Source organism: Sphingobacterium sp. CZ-2 (genome assembly GCF_004526235.1).
GTDB classification, from domain to species: domain Bacteria; phylum Bacteroidota; class Bacteroidia; order Sphingobacteriales; family Sphingobacteriaceae; genus Sphingobacterium; species Sphingobacterium tenebrionis.
Genome location: NZ_CP038159.1, coordinates 3,409,815 through 3,426,228 on the forward strand (window position 1 = coordinate 3,409,815; position 16,414 = coordinate 3,426,228).

Below are 16,414 nucleotides of genomic sequence, written 5' to 3' on the forward strand. Positions count from 1 at the left end.
TTTATTTATTACGGCGATCGTAAAATACATAAGATCCAAATACAGTTACATTTTGAGGAACATTTTCTGCATTTAGTGTGAACTCTGATGTTGGATATAAAACTCGTCCAGGTAATCTATCGACTGTAGTTGCATTAGATTTTGTCGAAACAAAAGTCTGTGACGATGAACCATTTAACACAATTGAAGGATAACCTGTTCTGCGAAAATCCTGCCAAGCGATATGACCACCAATATTATTGTGAGCAATAAATTTCTGTGTAACTATAGCTTCAATTTTCTGGGCGGTGCTCGATGCTAACGCAAAATTAACCAAAGGAGAGGTTGAATTGTCCGCTATATATTTCGCAGCATCCTGAACTGGGTTTTTTCCGGAAGCAATAGCATTGTCAGCTCCTTTATACAAATATTTGAAGGACGCTTCGATTCCTGACTTAAACGTCGAAGCTGGATCTCCAGAAATAATTCCATTTACCATAGCTTCGGCTTGTAAAAGATAGCTTTCCGCAGCCAACATTATGGGTTGAGACATTGCCAATCCTTTTAATGTACCGATAGTATTGACGCCCCCCGTTGAAGCACCTGGTGTCCCAATATAGAATGGACTACTACCTAAAGTACCACCAATTGTTGGCAAATTATCGGGAGTCGGTGCATTCCCCATAAAGTTAGTTGCAACATTTGGCCACAATCGATAAGTTGCTTTTCCTCTACCCTCATCTGTTATTTTATTACCATTATAAAATTGTAAAGTAAATGTGTTGGGAATATACTGTCTACCATATGCGATTTGAGCGGATTGATTGAAATCAGAATGATGCCTATTCCACCACGGGTTTTGTTTCCCATCCAATTTTTGATAACCAGGATTAACTTGCGCATCATCCGTTATAAATCCCTCAGGAGAAAATGAAGGGTTTCCAGTGAAAATGTTTTTACCATGAGCAAACACGTATAATTTCAATTTGATAGTATTCGCGAACTGAATCCATTTATTCATATCTCCTTTGAACAATACATCTGCTGGCCCCAATAATTTAGCCGACCCTTGTGGAACAGCTTTTATTTGAGCAATAGCTTCATCCAGCATCGTAACTATACCTCTATAAACATCTTCCGGTTTATCATATTTAGGAGTTAGATAATCAGAGCCTTTAGAAGCTTCAGTAAACGGCACATCATTGTATTCATTTACTAAATTCATAAACAAATATGCTTTTGAAATATTAGAAGCTGCTATGAAATACGGTCCTGATGATGCATCACTGTTATTGATGACATAATTAAAATCTAAAATATTATCATATACGCTAGTGAACATCCCATTAAATGATGCATTTGTATAATCATAAGTGAATTGGGTTCCCCAACCACCATATCCGCCTGCGTTAGCGATATAAACAATTGTTCTACCATAATCACTATATGTTACAAAATTATTTGCCATATAGGTTATTGCCTGCGGAAGCACCAGTTCAGGAGTAGATGAGGTCGCTGAATTTGGATTTGGGTCATTGACATCCAAAAAGTTGTTACATGAAGCCAGGAAAAGTACCGAGGCCCCTGTAAATATATATTTAATTATTTTTTTCATGTTATAATTCTTAGAATTTCAAAGAAATACTTCCCCCAAAGTAACGTGAAGGAGGTGTTTGACCTAATGTCGTAATGCCCACGGCATTAGAATCGGAGAAACTGTATTCTGGATCGGTGTAAATATTAGATGCTGGTGTCCACATAAATAGGTTTCTTCCTTGAACACTTAATTGGACTCCCTTAATATATTTTGTGCCAGCTAATAAGCTGGAAGGCAAGGAATAGCCTAATGCAACTTCACGGATTTTCCAGAAGTCTCCACGATAAATGTAATTTTCAGCAATATCACGGTTATAAGAACCTGCTGCCCAAAAACCAGCACCACCATCCCTAACTGTTATATTTGTATTTTCTACATACTCACCATTATCATCCATATAAACAGAATTAGGGATAACAAAACGGTCACGATCATAATAAGCTGTACGGATAGAAGAACCTGAGAAATCTAAAGTACTTGCGGCGTTATTATAAATATAATAACCACCCCTATATTCCGCAACAATGTTTAAAGAAACATTCTTATAGTTCATATATGTATTTAAACCAACTCTATGCTTAGGAGTGGCTCGTCCAAAAATCTTTGGAGTCTCGGCAGCAGAAGGATATCCTGTCAATTTATCCACAATAATTCTTCCCTGAGGATCTCTTTTAAAAGCTGTCCCTTGAAAAATTGGAAATTCGTACCCTTCAATTGCTTTAGATTGTGCCCCACCTCCAGTAGACACATCAACTGTTTTCAATATATCAGTTAATTCGTCTACACGGGTTTCAATCCAAGAATAATTTCCACCTACAGAAATCTGCATATCCTCATTTCTGTAAACCTGCACATTCAAATTTGATTCTACTCCTTTGTTAGTAACTAAACCAATGTTTTGCAAGTAAGAGCTATACCCTGTTGTTAAAGAAACATTTGTAGGTAAGGTTTGATTTCTGGTTCCTGTGTGGAAATAGGTAAAACCTGCTGTGATCCTATTGTCCCATAAAGTCGCATCAAAACCAGCTTCTATACCTTCTGTAATTTCTGGTTTCAAATCAGGTTTTACCATTCGGCTTCCCAAAGAAAAACCTGCACCGGTACCTTCAAAAGGGAAACCATTAGCTTGTCCAAGTGTTGCCCTTAAGGCATAGGCCGCTATATTCACATTACCTGATTTAGCCCAGCCGGCTCTAAGTTTTAACGTATTGATAACATTATTATCCTTTAAAGCTTCTATAGCATCTGTTGCAATGAAGGATACATCAGCTGCAGGATAAAAGAAAGATCTATTGGCCGGATCTAATACTGAAACCCAGTCATTTCGACCACTTAAAGTTAAAAATAAATAATTTTTATAATCTCCAACAAATTGCCCGTAAACACCCACTTCTCTCGTTACCGACAAGCTTTGACTACCATTTGGCAATGCTGCTGATCTATTACCTACATTGAATAATCCAGGAATAACTAAACCACTTATACTTACGTCTATCCCATTTCCATGTCTATTTATAATCTGATTACCCAAAGTCAACCTTGTGCCAAAGTCACCAAATTGCTGATTAAATATCGCTTTGAAATCCCCAATAACAATAGTGGAATAAGAGCTCCCATCAGATACACCACCTGCTATATTGGCATGGCTACCTCCAAAATTCTTAAGCACAAAATCTGTGTAAGTAAATTTATCAGTTGTTGATTTATAAGATTGATTTCTTGTTGTCAAGTTTCCTTGAGCAGCCAAAGTAAGCCAATCCATCACCTTCCAATTCAAATCAACATTTCCTGTTAAATAGTCATTGCGAGAAGTTTGACGATTATTATCTAATGTAAAATAAGGGTTAGTGTAATAATTGTTGTAATAACCGTTTGGATTCGCAAATTTATTAGTTTTCCAGTCTTTATAATCCGTAACAGGAATATTTGCAGGAGTATTTAAAAGCTGATCATAGATACTGCTAGTTGCTGTAGTAATATTATATCGGTTTTGAATATAATTTATGTTATAGCCAACTTTAACATTATTGAGAACATTTCTAGTACCATTCGCTCTTACACCGAAACGATTATACTTATCTTTATATGTTGTCCCAGCAACATCTACATATTGTAAGGACACATACTGAGTTCCTTTTTCATCTCCTGAAGAAATAGCAAAATCCGTTTGGTTTTGCAAACCATTTTCCCAGAAGTTATAACGAGATTTACTTGGCCCATATAATACTGATTGAATAGACCCATCCTCTAAAGTCTGACCCAACTCTTTAGTACTGCCATCAAACGCAGGCCCATATTGTTGGTTCTCTATAGGGTTATAGATCGCAATATCAGCATCAGAACCAGCACCAAATTTTTCTTGTAATTTTGGCTGGAAGTTAACTTGCTCTACCGTCATAGTATGTCCAAACGATATATCTGTTTGACCTACTTTACCTTTTTTTGTCTTAATAATAACAGCACCATTAGATCCTTGTGAACCGTATAATGCAGCTGCACCTGCCCCATTTAATACTTGGATATCTTCAACATCCTCAGGATTAATGTTACTTAATACTGCAGTTGGAACAATTGAATTATCTACAACCAATAAAGCTGTGTTATCTCCACCAATTGACCTGAAGCCACGTAAAACTAAGCGTACTGTTGGATTAACCCCACCAGAAATGGCATTAATTTGCAGGCCAGGAACTTTTGCATGTAAACCTGAGGCAACATTTATAGGTTTACCTTTGGTGAGTATTTCACCACTAATTCTCGTTTGCTGAGTTCCTTGTTCACGGGCTCTTGTTTGGATACCCACTGCACCTACTACCACTTCATCCAGCACATTGTTTTCAGGTTCAATATTTACATTGTAGACATCCTTACCTGTTAATTGTACGCGTAAGACCTTATATCCTACGTATCTGAATTCAATTTGCTGAACACCTGCCGGCAAATTCAATGCATAATTTCCGGAGCCATCGGTTTGTGCGGCCGATGCGCCATCAACTGCCCTTACGGTAACACCAGCCAATGCAGTTCCGTCATTGGTGGAAGTCACTTTTCCTGTTATTCTCCTGGTTTGCGCAAATACTATTGTAAAAGAGCACAACAGAAGAACAAAACTCAAAAGTAGTTTTTGTTTCATGTTTGTTGTTGTTTAGTTAAATAAATTGGTATTCTTAGGTGTAAAACGTTAATAATTGTTAAACCTTAGTTCAAATGTATTTTTACTGCATGATTGTTACAAAAAAATGGCATTATTTCTGATTTTATTTCTATAAACACAAAAAAATAAGAAAAAAAATATAATTTTTTTATTTAATATGACATATTAAATAAATAAACTCCCTAAACTGAAAAGTAATATTTAATTTTTTTATATATTAAATAATAAATGAATAAATTTTTATCTATTTAATTATTATTCTAGAATATAGCCCCCGTTGTTATTTTTGAAAACACCATAATTTTTATGTCTTAATTATTAAAATTTCTCCAAATGGATTATACCCACATTTAAGCACAATATCCTACCTTTGCAAGATGCGATTTGATATCATTACCGTGTTACCGGGCTTATTGGAAAGCCCATTTGCACATTCCATTTTACAAAGAGCCCAGAAGAAAGGTCTTACCGAGATCCATGTCCATAATTTGAGGGAATATGCTACGAATAAGCAAAAATCCGTAGATGATTACCCTTATGGAGGCGGATCAGGCATGGTGATGCAGATTGCGCCATTTGCGGCCTGTATCGAAAAGCTGCAGTCTGAACGTAATTACGATGAGATCATCTACATGACCCCGGATGGAGAAACCCTCAATCAGGAAATGGCCAATGGCTTATCTTCAAGCAATAAAAACATCATTATCCTATGTGGTCATTACAAGGGAATTGATCAACGGATCAGGGATATCTATGTTACGAAGGAAATATCTATCGGTGATTATGTCCTATCAGGCGGAGAACTTCCTGCGGCAATCCTGGTGGATGCCATTGTACGGGTAATTCCAGGTGTATTATCGGATGAAACTTCCGCCCTTTCGGATTCGTTCCAAGATGGACTTTTGGATGCGCCCATTTATACCAGACCCGTGGATTGGAATGGCCATAAAGTACCCGACATCCTTTTGAGTGGTCATGATGCCAAAATCACAGCCTGGCGCCATGAACAGCAATTACAACGAACAAAAGAAAGAAGACCAGATTTGCTAAATGACTAAGAATAACGAGTGTTTTTTGTTTTTTTTACAAAAAATCTTTGCTATATCAATTTTTCTACTAATTTTGTGAATTATGTTGACACAAAATAAATATACTAACCGTTGGTGGCTTCTGACTAAATAAGTCGGGAGGTGGTATATTTTATAGATAAAGATTTTCATAATCAACCAAAACCACAGAATGGTAGCCCGACGAATTATCGTCGGGCTTTTTTTATTTTAGATATTAATAAAACGCATATATGAACTACAACTTCAAAACGAACCATAAGCAGATCCTTGCAGATACGACCACTTCAGTGAGCATCTACTTAAGGCTTCGCGACAGCTTTCCGAACAGCCTGCTGCTGGAAAGCTCGGAATACCACAGCAGGGATAACAACATCAGTTACATCTGCTGCCAACCCATTGCGGGCATTGTCCTGGAAAAAGGCGAACTCAGCATCTCCTACCCTAATCAGGCCAAGGAGATTAAAAGTGCCACTGGCCTTAATCTTCGCGAAGAAGTTTCCAACTTCCGAAAAGCATTCCATGCCGATGTCCTGCCGGAAGTCAATGTGATCACCACGGGGCTCTTTGGTTATTTTACCTTTGATGCGGTGGAATTCTTTGAAGATATAAAACTGACCACAAACCCATCTCCAGCCAAACAGATCCCTGTTCTTCAATACCATGTTTATAAAAACGTTATCGCCATAGACCATTTCCGCAATCAACTGCATATATTTGAAAACTTACTTGAAAATGAAGCAAGTGAATTGGACAAAATGCAGTACCTGATTCAGAACAAGAATTTCCCTGAATATAGTTTCCAGACCAAGGGAGAAGAAACATCCAATATGACCGATCAGGAATTCAAGGACCTGGTTCTGAAAATGAAAGAACATATCCAACGCGGGGATGTTTTTCAGATCGTTCCATCTCGAGGATTTGCTACTCCATTTGCAGGTGATGAATTCAATGTGTACCGGGCTTTACGCTCCATCAACCCATCGCCATACCTCTTCTATTTTGATTATGGTGATTTTAAATTATTCGGATCCTCTCCAGAGGCACAATTGACCATCAAGGCCGATGTGGCCACCATTTACCCCATCGCAGGTACCTTCAAGCGTACCGGGAACATGGAAAAGGACGAACAGATTGCCGAGGAACTCAAAAATGACCCTAAAGAAAGTGCCGAACATGTCATGTTAGTAGATTTGGCACGGAATGATTTGAGTCGTCACTGCAGCCAAGTACAGGTTAAATCCTATAAGGAAGCCCAATACTATTCGCATGTGATCCACCTGGTCTCTAAGGTAAGCGGAAAACTGAATCCGGCAGCGAATCCATTCGACGTAGTCGGGGATACTTTTCCTGCAGGAACGCTATCTGGCGCACCGAAACACATGGCATTGACTCTGATCGATCGGTACGAAGGAATGCAAAGGTCCTTTTATTCCGGGGCAATTGGATTCATGGGATTTAATGAAGATTTCAACCATGCCATCATGATCCGATCTTTTTTGAGCAAACAGAACGTGCTTCATTATCAGGCCGGGGCAGGAATCGTATTGGATTCCGATCCAGAAAAAGAATTACAGGAAGTAAATAACAAAATATCCGCTCTTCGCAGAGCATTAGAACTAGCAGTAAGCATATAATGAATAAGCCCATCTTAGTCATCGACAATTACGATTCATTTACCTATAATCTGGTCCATTTGCTACAGGAACTGAACCAGCAATACGAGGTGGTTCGCAACGATAAATTTGACCTGGAATATGTAGAACAGTTTGATAAGATCCTCTTATCACCAGGCCCAGGCATCCCAGAAGAAGCAGGCTTGCTGATGGATGTGATCCGGACCTATGCGCCGACAAAAAGCATCCTTGGCATCTGTCTTGGCCAGCAAGCAATTGCGGAAGTATTTGGCGGAAGCCTTTTCAACATGCCTAAACCTTTACATGGGGTAGCTACAAATATTGAGGTGATCGACGAGGATGAAACCTTGTTCCAAGGTTTTCCAAACGATTCAAAAATAGGGCGATACCATTCTTGGGCGGTATCTCCAGATGATCTGCCTGAAAGCCTAAAAATTACCGCTTTAGATCCGCAGGGCACCATCATGGCGCTTGCACATAGGGAATATGATGTGCGTGGGATGCAGTTTCATCCAGAATCCATCCTGACTGATAATGGTAAAATCCTTATAGAAAATTGGTTGAAATAATATGTTGGCATCTTATATTGATATAGAAAAAATGACTATCCTAGATAAAATCGTTAAAAGAAAACGGGAAGAAGTAGCGCTGGCAAAGGAAAAGGTTTCCTTGGAGGAGCTAGAAAAATATCCATTGTTTGGAAGGTCTTGTTATAGCCTTCGTGAAAGTATCCTTGACCCGTTGAAGAACGGCATTATTGCTGAATACAAACGTGCATCACCTTCCAAAGGAATCATCAATGGTTCTGCTTCTGTGCAGGAGGTGGTAAAGGGATACCAGGAAGCGGGCGCTTCGGCAATTTCGGTATTGACCGACCAGGATTTTTTCCAAGGTTCCTTAACCGATCTTACCGAAGCACGAGAAGTGCTTCAGATCCCTTTGTTACGCAAGGAATTTATTGTAGATAAATATCAGATAGCGGAAGCAAAAGCCTACGGAGCTGATATCATCCTGTTGATCGCAGCATGTCTGGGAACACTGGAAGTCCGGGAACTATCGAAGTATGCAAAATCCCTTGGATTGAATGTGTTATTGGAAGTACATAACGAAGAGGAATTGAACCGAAGCATTTTCCCGAGCATTGATGCCATCGGGGTGAACAACCGAAACCTGAAGGACTTTGAGGTTTCCTTAGATCATTCTTACAGTTTGGTGAATAAGATCCCGGCTGATTTCATCAAGGTTTCGGAAAGCGGAATCTCGGATCCTGCTACCATCCAGGAATTGAAAAAGGTTGGTTTTCAAGGCTTCCTGATCGGAGAGAACTTCATGAAGACGAAGGACCCTGCAGGGGCAATCAAAGAATTTGCAGGACAATTGTAGGTAGATTTACTTACCTTTGTAAAAATTTTTTAAAAGCATGTCGGTAAAAATTGGCGAAAATATAGATTTAGGGGAGTTTCCGTTATTGCTAGCACCTATGGAAGATGTGAGTGATCCTCCTTTCCGTTTTGTGTGCAAGCAAAATGGGGTCGATATGATGTACACGGAATTCATCTCTTCGGAGGGGTTGATCCGTGACGCGGCTAAATCACGTCAGAAGCTGGATATTTTTGAATACGAGCGACCTATTGGTATACAGATCTTTGGATCTGATATCGAACACATGCGCCAATCGGCGGAGATCTGTACGCAAGCAAATCCAGATCTGATTGATATCAACTATGGATGTCCGGTCAAGAATGTGGCCTGTCGAGGTGCGGGAGCCAGTCTTTTGCAGGATATCGATAAGATGGTTGCCATGACCAAAGCGGTGGTGGAAGCTACCCATCTACCGGTGACCGTTAAAACGCGATTGGGCTGGGATGATAATACGAAAAATGTGTATGAGGTGGCTGAAAGGCTGCAGGATATAGGCATCAAGGCATTGGCGATACATGGTAGAACACGTGCGCAGATGTATAAAGGTCAGGCAGATTGGTCGATGATAAGGGATGTGAAAAGAAATCCGAGGATCCATATTCCGATTTTCGGAAATGGAGATATCGATTCGGTGGAAAAAGCTGCAGCGTGGCGTCAGGAGTTTGAGGTGGATGGGATTATGATTGGTAGAGCGTCTATTGGATACCCTTGGATTTTTAGGGAAGTAAAACATTTTTTCAATACGGGAGAAAGGTTGGATGGACCTACTGTTTCAGAAAGGGTGGATGTGTGTTTGACACACTTGACCAAATCTATAGAATGGAAGGGCGATAAAACCGGGATTTTTGAAATGAGAAGGCATTATGCTAATTATTTCAAGGGGATTCCAAATTTTAAGGAGTATAGGATGAAGTTGGTGGAGTTGATGGATGTGAAGGATATTATGGAAGTGCTGGAGGAGATTAGGCATAATTTCGCGGAAGAGTTTTCAGGTTAGGTTTTTTGCGCTTAATCGTCATTGCGAGGAGTTTATTCTCGCCACGTCATTGCGAGGAGTTTATTCTCGCCACGTCATTGCGAGGAGGTACGACGAAGCAATCTTTATTTAAATCGGAAGATTGCTTCGTACCTCGCAATGACGGCGTGTCACAATGACGGCGTGTCGCAATGACGATGAAACTTACAATGACGTTTCTTACCTCCTCAAAACCCTTCTTATCGTATCTTTCTCCAAATAAGCCACTGCCCCAACAAATCCAATAAACACCAAATTCCCCAACCAAATATTCAGCTCATAAACAAGCCAAGCCAATCCCGCGCCAATAACTAAATAAACACAGATCTTCCCCACCTTATACGGAATCGCATAATTTCTTTGCCCCCAGAAATAAGACAAACTCACCATCAACAAATAAGTTATCGTAGTAGACACCGAAGCACCCACATACGAATATTTAGGTATCAACAACAAATTCATCCCTATGGTAACAATAGCACCTAATCCCGAAATATAAAGACCATATCGTGTTTGGTCCGACAACTTATACCATACCGAAAGGTTCATGTAAATCCCCAACAAGACATAATTGAACAACAATAAGGGAACAATAAACAATCCAGACCAGAACTCCGCCTGTTTTTCCTCAGTTCCTCTGATAAATTCCTTCAACCATTCTAAATTTGCACTTAACCCCACCATCACCAACAACATCGCAATCACGAAATACTCCATGATCATCGCATAGGTCTTCCTCGCATTCTCATTTTTAGCATAGGAAAAGAAGAATGGCTCTGCCCCTAACCTAAATGCTGTTACAAATAGATTCAAAAATAAGGCAAGTTTTGCCACAGCACCATAAATCCCTACATCCAAATCACCCTTTCCTTCTGGCAATAAATGTGGCATCATCATCTTATCCAAATTCTCATTGATGATGAAAGATATATTTGCAATCAAGATCGGGAAACTATAGGTCAGCATATTCCTTAAAAGTGCAGCATCCACTTGCATCCTAAAACTCATTACCTGAGGTATCAGAAGAAGCAATGTAGCTGCAGAGGCAATTAAGTTTGCCACAAAAACATTCCCCAACCAGCCTTCCCTGTACCAGGTAAGAGACCAGCTCTTAAATGATTCAGAGTAATCCTGTAGCCAAGGAATACCATACAGAAAAAGAAAGATAAAACCGATGTAAACCAATATATTGATCAGTTTTACTAGGCCATAGCGAATTGGTCTACCGTCGGCCCGTAATTTTGCGAAAGGGATTACAGCAATAGCATCTACCGATACAATAAGTGCAATAAGCTTCACATAGGCAGTGAAATCACTGAGGTCTTTTCCATTTCCTGCCCATCTAGCCAAAGGTTCGGCAAATACAAAGGCTGTTATAAGGAAAATAATAGCCATAAAAAGGGTGACAAAGAAGCTGGTATCAAATACCTTTCTTTTGTCACCCTCTACTTTTTGTAAATATCTGAAAAAGGTGGTTTCCATCCCGAATGCCAAAATCGCATTCAACATGGAAGCGTAGGAAAACATCTGGGTAAATATCCCGTATACGGGAGCTCCAAAGCTTCGTGTAAGGAAGGGAGTGATGACAAAACCCAACATCCGGGATATAATGGTCGAAAGACCATATATCATCGTATCGCTGACAAATTTCTTTACAACTGACACCCTATTTTATTTTCTTGATGACCTCAAAATTCCGATATCCTTTCAAGGTATCCTCTTCGGTGTGCTGAACGGCAGTTACCTCCGCAAGCTCCGGACCCTCCTGGCAGAATTCCATGAAGGACTCTAATGCAAATGCATCACCTTCTGCTTCGATCAAAACCGAACCATCCGGCTGATTGATCACATATCCTTTTACCCCAAGTAGGTCTGCAACAGCCTTGGTACTGGCACGAAAATTCACTCCCTGTACCTTGCCTTGAACCTGAATATTCCAGTGTTTCATGTTACAAAGGTAGAAGAAGAATTAGAAAATAAAACTACCTTAATCTTCTAACCTTAACTTTAGGTGTCAATTTGAAGGAGTTCATTCCTACTAACAAAAGCAGCCCAGGCCTTTTTCCTACTTCCAGACTACCAAACTGCTCGTGGAGATTTAAGGCTTTAGCTCCATTAATGGTCGCCCATTTTATGGTTTCATTAAAATCCAATTCAGGGAATTCCTTATGGATGACCTTTAATTCCTCCAAAATATCTAAAGTGTCATTAGAGGCCAAGCTATCTGTTCCTAAAATAATATTATGATCGCCTAATAGGAAATTACCGATTTTCGGGATCCGATTTTCGATATAAAGATTGGCCTTTGGACAGAAACAAAAATACACTTGTCTACCCATACGGTCTACAAAATCCAAATCTTTGATAGAGGTATAGGTGTTATGTACCAAGATCAGCTTGTTTTTTGTAGGAATATAAGGCAGGAAGGATTGCAGCGAATTTCTAGCTTGCGCCCTGAAATCCTCCACTTCGAAATTCATGCGTCGATAGAAGTCCAAAAACTCCCCTGTTTTATACCTGTAAAGCTTATTCTCTTCATCACTTTCTTGGTTGTGGATAGATATGATATTATCTTCAGATACTGCTTTTTTAAATGTTTTGAACAGGGATTTTGACCCTGAGTAGGGTGCATGGGGCGTAATGGATGTATGTTTATAGTCGAAATGGAATTCGATCTCCTTCGCTTGGTCTATTCTTTCCTCCACATCCTCCTTACGCATGGCCATGATCTCAACAAATGTATGGTAGGTAATAGGGCTTTGCTCTTTTACCTTCGCTGTAGCGGCAGTATTCACGTGGTCACCAACGGCCTGAATACCATTTTCAAACATTTTCTTATCCGCCTCAACCATTGCTTGATGAATGGCATCTTCTGCATGTTGGCGTTCGCCCATTACTGTCGTTAAGAAGTTAGGTAAACCGGTACCTTTTGGCACCACATTCAACATATGAGAAAGTTCTAAATGGCAATGTGCATTGATAAATCCAGGGATTAGGGCTCCCTTATGATGCTCGACTTTGCTATCATCAATTTCGCCCGGATTAAATACACCTTTGATTATTCCCTCGTCGTCCATGGCTACGACACCTTTTTTTATTGCCTGACCAGCAATAGGAAATACAACATCAGCACTGTAATACTTCATACAATTTAATAGTTCTATGTTTTGTTAAGTTAGCGTAATCCTGCCTCATCAGCAGGTCAGCCAAATTACAAAAAATAATATACAGTTTAACTAATAAAAAAATATTTATGAATTTGTTACAAAGCTATCGTCATTTTGATTTTATCGAGATAAAGATTAGCTTTGCAGCATCAATTAGGGGTGCCTTGTTTTGACGACACGAATAAAGGCTGAGATTATACCCTGTGCAAATGATATTGCACTCACCTGATCTGGATAATGCCAGCGTAGGGAAAGGGAGGTTAAATTTAACCTGTTGTGACCCCTTGCAACGGGATGTTTAACTCAAATAACAAATTACGTATTATGTTTAACAAATTGATGGCTTTGGCTTTTACCTGCCTGTTTGCTATTAACTGTCTTGCCCAAACAGCGCTCTCGATTAAGGTGACCGACGAGCAGAACAAACCTTTGGCTTTCGCCACTGTTAGCCTTGATGAAAAATCCCAAAAAACCAACAAAGATGGGATTGCCGTATTTCAGGACCTCAGTAACAAAACTTATGCTCTTAAAGTAAGCTACCTAGGTTTTGAACAGATCAATGGAAGTGTTAACCCACAGAACAGCAATTTCTTACATTTAACCATGAAGCCAACGGCCTATCAAACGGAGGAGATCTATATCTCCGCAACAAGAGCCAAGGATAACGCGGCTACTACCTTTAAAAACATTGGTAAGGAAGAAATTCGAAAGAAGAATCTGGGCCAGGATATCCCCTATTTATTGGATCAGACACCGGGTGTGGTAATCGGATCTGACGCAGGGGCTGGAATCGGATATACGAATATGACCATTCGGGGATCCGATAACGAACGTATCAATGTGACCCTCAATGGCATTCCATTGAACAACTCGGAAAGTATGGGTTCCTTTTTCGTGAATCTACCTGACTTTGCTTCCAGCACACAGAGTATTCAGGTTCAACGTGGTATAGGTACTTCCACCAATGGTGCTGGTGCATTTGGTGCCTCGTTGAACATTCAAACGGATGGATTAGAGACTACGCCATATGCAGAACTGAACAACAGCTTTGGATCTTTCAATTCCTGGAAAAACACTCTGAAAGTAGGTTCTGGTTTAATCAATGGCAAATACGCCTTCAATGCCCGATTATCCCGCATCAATTCAGATGGTTATGTGGAAAGAGCATCATCTGATCTAAAATCCTTTTATGTAGATGGAGGCATCTATACCGATCGCCATACCCTAAAAGCAACAGTTTTTTCCGGAAAAGAAAAGACCTACCAAGCCTGGTACGGATTGCCGGAGCCTTTGTTCACGGGAAATAAGGATAGAATGGACGATTATATCGCAGCCATGGAAATCTATGACCCGATTGAAATTGCTCGTATTAAGGCAGCAGATGAAAGATACAACATTTACACCTATGATAACCAGACGGACAACTATGTGCAGACGCATAGCCATCTGCAGTACAGCTTCCGCATGAATGATAAAACAAGTTTAAATGCGGGTTTGCATTATACACGAGGGGCTGGATATTATGAAGAATATCGAATAGACGACAAGTTTGAAAGTTATGGCCTTCCAGCTGTAAATATCAATGGAGAAATCAAGAAAAAATCGGATATTATCCGGCAGCGGTGGTTGGATAATCACTTCTATGGTTTTACCTATGCTTTGCAGCATAAATGGAACGAAAACATCAATCTGACATTAGGAGGTGCTTATAACCAATATTTTGGCGGACATTTTGGAGAGGTTTTGTGGAGTAAATTCAATGCGGGCATTCAGCCATACCATCGCTATTATTATAATGAAGCACATAAGAACGACTTCAACATCTACGCAAAAGCGGATATCAAACAGGATGATTGGATCTTCAACATCGATCTTCAATATAGAAACATATTCTATAAGGCTGAAGGGGATGACAACAAGATCAAGGATCTAAATTTCAGGGACAATCTCAACTTCTTCAATCCGAAAGCTGGAATCACCTATCTACTGAACGAAAATGCAAATATCTATGCTTCCTATGCTTATGCCAGCAAAGAGCCAGTTCGTAAGGATTATGTGGAAAATCCGCTCAATATGTTCCCGAAGCCTGAAAAAATGCAAAATGTGGAAGCTGGCTACCGGCATCGCGCTAGTGATTTCAATTTGGGAGTGAATGTATATGCGATGCTGTACAAAGATCAATTGATTCCTACGGGTAGAATCAATGATGTTGGCGAGGCTATTCGTCAAAATGTGGATGAAAGTTATCGAATCGGCGTGGAATTGGATGCAGGATGGAACATCACAGAGCAGTTTAATTGGTCGGCTACTGCAGCATTAAGCCAGAATAAGATCAAAAACTTCACAGAAATCCTAACGGTTTATGATAATAATACCAATTGGGGTAAAGTGGGTGAGAAGGAGATTTTTTATAATAGTACCAATATCGCTAAATCACCTTCGGCGGTGTTATCCAATAATTTCACATACAGACCTACAGAAAACCTTTCCTTCAGTCTCTTAAGCAAATACATCTCCAGAATCTACTTGGATAACAGTAGCGCATTAGAACGAAGTATCAAAGCGTCCTTTGTCAACAACATCCAAGGAACTTATACATTCTCTGCTTTTGGCATCAAGAGAATAGACCTGAATGCCACTGTATTCAATATCCTGAACGCCAAATACACTACTACAGGCTATACTTGGGGTCAATATTTCCAGGACACCAACAGCAGAGATTACTATAACTTCTACTACCCTCAAGCTGGCCCGAATTTTATGATCGGACTTGGGTTGAGTATTTAGCTCTTGTTTTGAGTATTTAGTAGCCAGTATTTAGTATTTAGACCTATATTTACAAACCATAGAATTGGTAAATTAATAGCAGACCATAGGTCTAAATACTAAATACTTTATACTAAATACTAATATGAGGTGTGTAATTCAACGTGTAACGCAAGCGTCCTGCACAGTATATAATAAAATAACAGGCCAAATTGATCTGGGTCTTTTGGTTTTGTTGGGTGTGGAAGAAGAGGATAGCCAAGAGGACATGCAATGGTTGGGCCAGAAATTGGTTAATCTAAGAATATTTTCGGATGAGAATGGCTTGATGAATAAGTCTGTTCAGGATGTGCAAGGGAATATATTATTGATTTCTCAATTTACGCTATTTGCACAGACCAAAAAGGGCAATAGACCTTCGTTTATTCGTGCTGGGAAACCTGATATGGCAAAACCGATGTATGAGGAGATGGGAAAATTGTTGAGTCAGCTTTTAGGAAAAGAGGTGCAGATGGGCGTGTTTGGAGGGGATATGAAAATAGACCTTCGGAATGATGGTCCAGTAACTATAATCATGAACACCAAGGATAAGGATAATTTTTAAGGTCTG

At 39.7% G+C, this 16,414-nt stretch carries 12 protein-coding genes and 1 riboswitch; of the genes, 7 read left to right on the forward strand and 5 right to left on the reverse strand.

Annotated features, from left to right (window positions below; genetic code table 11):
- Position 1: 1 nt before the first annotated feature.
- Positions 2-1,594 (reverse strand): SusD/RagB family nutrient-binding outer membrane lipoprotein, encoded by a 1,593-nt coding sequence (locus E3D81_RS14895; protein ID WP_134778010.1) that lies wholly within the window; start codon positions 1,592-1,594, stop codon positions 2-4.
- Between the two features lie 10 nt (positions 1,595-1,604).
- The gene (locus tag E3D81_RS14900; RefSeq protein ID WP_134778011.1) at positions 1,605-4,709 is read right to left on the reverse strand and encodes a SusC/RagA family TonB-linked outer membrane protein; all 3,105 of its coding nucleotides are present in this window, start codon (positions 4,707-4,709) and stop codon (positions 1,605-1,607) included.
- A gap of 398 nt (positions 4,710-5,107) precedes the next feature.
- Here E3D81_RS14900 and trmD point away from each other — a divergent pair, with 398 nt between their 5' ends.
- From trmD to dusB, 5 genes are all read left to right on the forward strand, one after another.
- A complete protein-coding gene (gene trmD / locus E3D81_RS14905) occupies positions 5,108-5,788 on the forward strand; it encodes a tRNA (guanosine(37)-N1)-methyltransferase TrmD (protein WP_134778012.1) in 681 nt (226 codons plus the stop codon).
- Positions 5,789-6,030: 242 nt separating this feature from the next.
- Positions 6,031-7,434, forward strand: coding sequence for an anthranilate synthase component I family protein (locus E3D81_RS14910; RefSeq protein WP_134778013.1), 1,404 nt, complete (start codon positions 6,031-6,033; stop codon positions 7,432-7,434).
- The gene (locus E3D81_RS14915; RefSeq protein WP_134778014.1) at positions 7,434-8,003 is read left to right on the forward strand and encodes an anthranilate synthase component II; all 570 of its coding nucleotides are present in this window, start codon (positions 7,434-7,436) and stop codon (positions 8,001-8,003) included. Before E3D81_RS14910 ends, E3D81_RS14915 begins: the two co-directional genes overlap by 1 nt.
- 31 nt (positions 8,004-8,034) lie before the next feature.
- A complete protein-coding gene (gene trpC, locus E3D81_RS14920) occupies positions 8,035-8,817 on the forward strand; it encodes an indole-3-glycerol phosphate synthase TrpC (protein ID WP_134778015.1) in 783 nt (260 codons plus the stop codon).
- A 37-nt stretch (positions 8,818-8,854) separates the two neighbouring features.
- Entirely contained in the window at positions 8,855-9,853 is a 999-nt protein-coding gene (gene dusB / locus E3D81_RS14925) for a tRNA dihydrouridine synthase DusB (RefSeq protein ID WP_134778016.1), read from the forward strand.
- Positions 9,854-10,051: 198 nt separating this feature from the next.
- On the opposite strand, the gene E3D81_RS14930 is transcribed toward dusB, so the two are convergent.
- Genes E3D81_RS14930 through E3D81_RS14940 form a run of 3 tightly spaced genes read right to left on the reverse strand, consistent with a single transcriptional unit; the run spans position 10,052 to position 13,017 of the window.
- A complete protein-coding gene (locus E3D81_RS14930) occupies positions 10,052-11,536 on the reverse strand; it encodes a lipopolysaccharide biosynthesis protein (protein WP_245153233.1) in 1,485 nt (494 codons plus the stop codon).
- A gap of 1 nt (position 11,537) precedes the next feature.
- On the reverse strand, positions 11,538-11,819 hold the full coding sequence (locus E3D81_RS14935; RefSeq protein ID WP_134778017.1) for an acylphosphatase: 282 nt from the start codon (positions 11,817-11,819) through the stop codon (positions 11,538-11,540).
- Between the two features lie 34 nt (positions 11,820-11,853).
- Positions 11,854-13,017, reverse strand: a complete 1,164-nt coding sequence (locus tag E3D81_RS14940; RefSeq protein WP_134778018.1) for an amidohydrolase family protein — start codon at positions 13,015-13,017, stop codon at positions 11,854-11,856.
- A 166-nt stretch (positions 13,018-13,183) separates the two neighbouring features.
- A riboswitch (TPP riboswitch) is annotated at positions 13,184-13,307 on the forward strand.
- A 55-nt stretch (positions 13,308-13,362) separates the two neighbouring features.
- Between E3D81_RS14940 and E3D81_RS14945 the strand changes: the two genes are divergently transcribed.
- Entirely contained in the window at positions 13,363-15,825 is a 2,463-nt protein-coding gene (locus E3D81_RS14945; RefSeq protein ID WP_134778019.1) for a TonB-dependent receptor, read from the forward strand.
- A 124-nt stretch (positions 15,826-15,949) separates the two neighbouring features.
- On the forward strand, positions 15,950-16,408 hold the full coding sequence (dtd, locus tag E3D81_RS14950; RefSeq protein WP_134778020.1) for a D-aminoacyl-tRNA deacylase: 459 nt from the start codon (positions 15,950-15,952) through the stop codon (positions 16,406-16,408).
- Positions 16,409-16,414: the final 6 nt, after the last annotated feature.

What these genes read in the sequence shown, in the direction of transcription:
- dusB (WP_134778016.1), top strand. Translation starts at nt 8,855, where the DNA reads ATGTCGGTAAAAATTGGCGAAAATATAGATTTAGGGGAGTTTCCGTTA.
- E3D81_RS14940 (WP_134778018.1), bottom strand. Translation starts at nt 13,017, where the DNA reads ATGAAGTATTACAGTGCTGATGTTGTATTTCCTATTGCTGGTCAGGCA.
- E3D81_RS14935 (WP_134778017.1), bottom strand. Translation starts at nt 11,819, where the DNA reads ATGAAACACTGGAATATTCAGGTTCAAGGCAAGGTACAGGGAGTGAAT.
- E3D81_RS14945 (WP_134778019.1), top strand. Translation starts at nt 13,363, where the DNA reads ATGTTTAACAAATTGATGGCTTTGGCTTTTACCTGCCTGTTTGCTATT.
- dtd (WP_134778020.1), top strand. Translation starts at nt 15,950, where the DNA reads ATGAGGTGTGTAATTCAACGTGTAACGCAAGCGTCCTGCACAGTATAT.
- E3D81_RS14900 (WP_134778011.1), bottom strand. Translation starts at nt 4,709, where the DNA reads ATGAAACAAAAACTACTTTTGAGTTTTGTTCTTCTGTTGTGCTCTTTT.
- E3D81_RS14910 (WP_134778013.1), top strand. Translation starts at nt 6,031, where the DNA reads ATGAACTACAACTTCAAAACGAACCATAAGCAGATCCTTGCAGATACG.
- E3D81_RS14895 (WP_134778010.1), bottom strand. Translation starts at nt 1,594, where the DNA reads ATGAAAAAAATAATTAAATATATATTTACAGGGGCCTCGGTACTTTTC.
- trmD (WP_134778012.1), top strand. Translation starts at nt 5,108, where the DNA reads ATGCGATTTGATATCATTACCGTGTTACCGGGCTTATTGGAAAGCCCA.
- E3D81_RS14915 (WP_134778014.1), top strand. Translation starts at nt 7,434, where the DNA reads ATGAATAAGCCCATCTTAGTCATCGACAATTACGATTCATTTACCTAT.
- trpC (WP_134778015.1), top strand. Translation starts at nt 8,035, where the DNA reads ATGACTATCCTAGATAAAATCGTTAAAAGAAAACGGGAAGAAGTAGCG.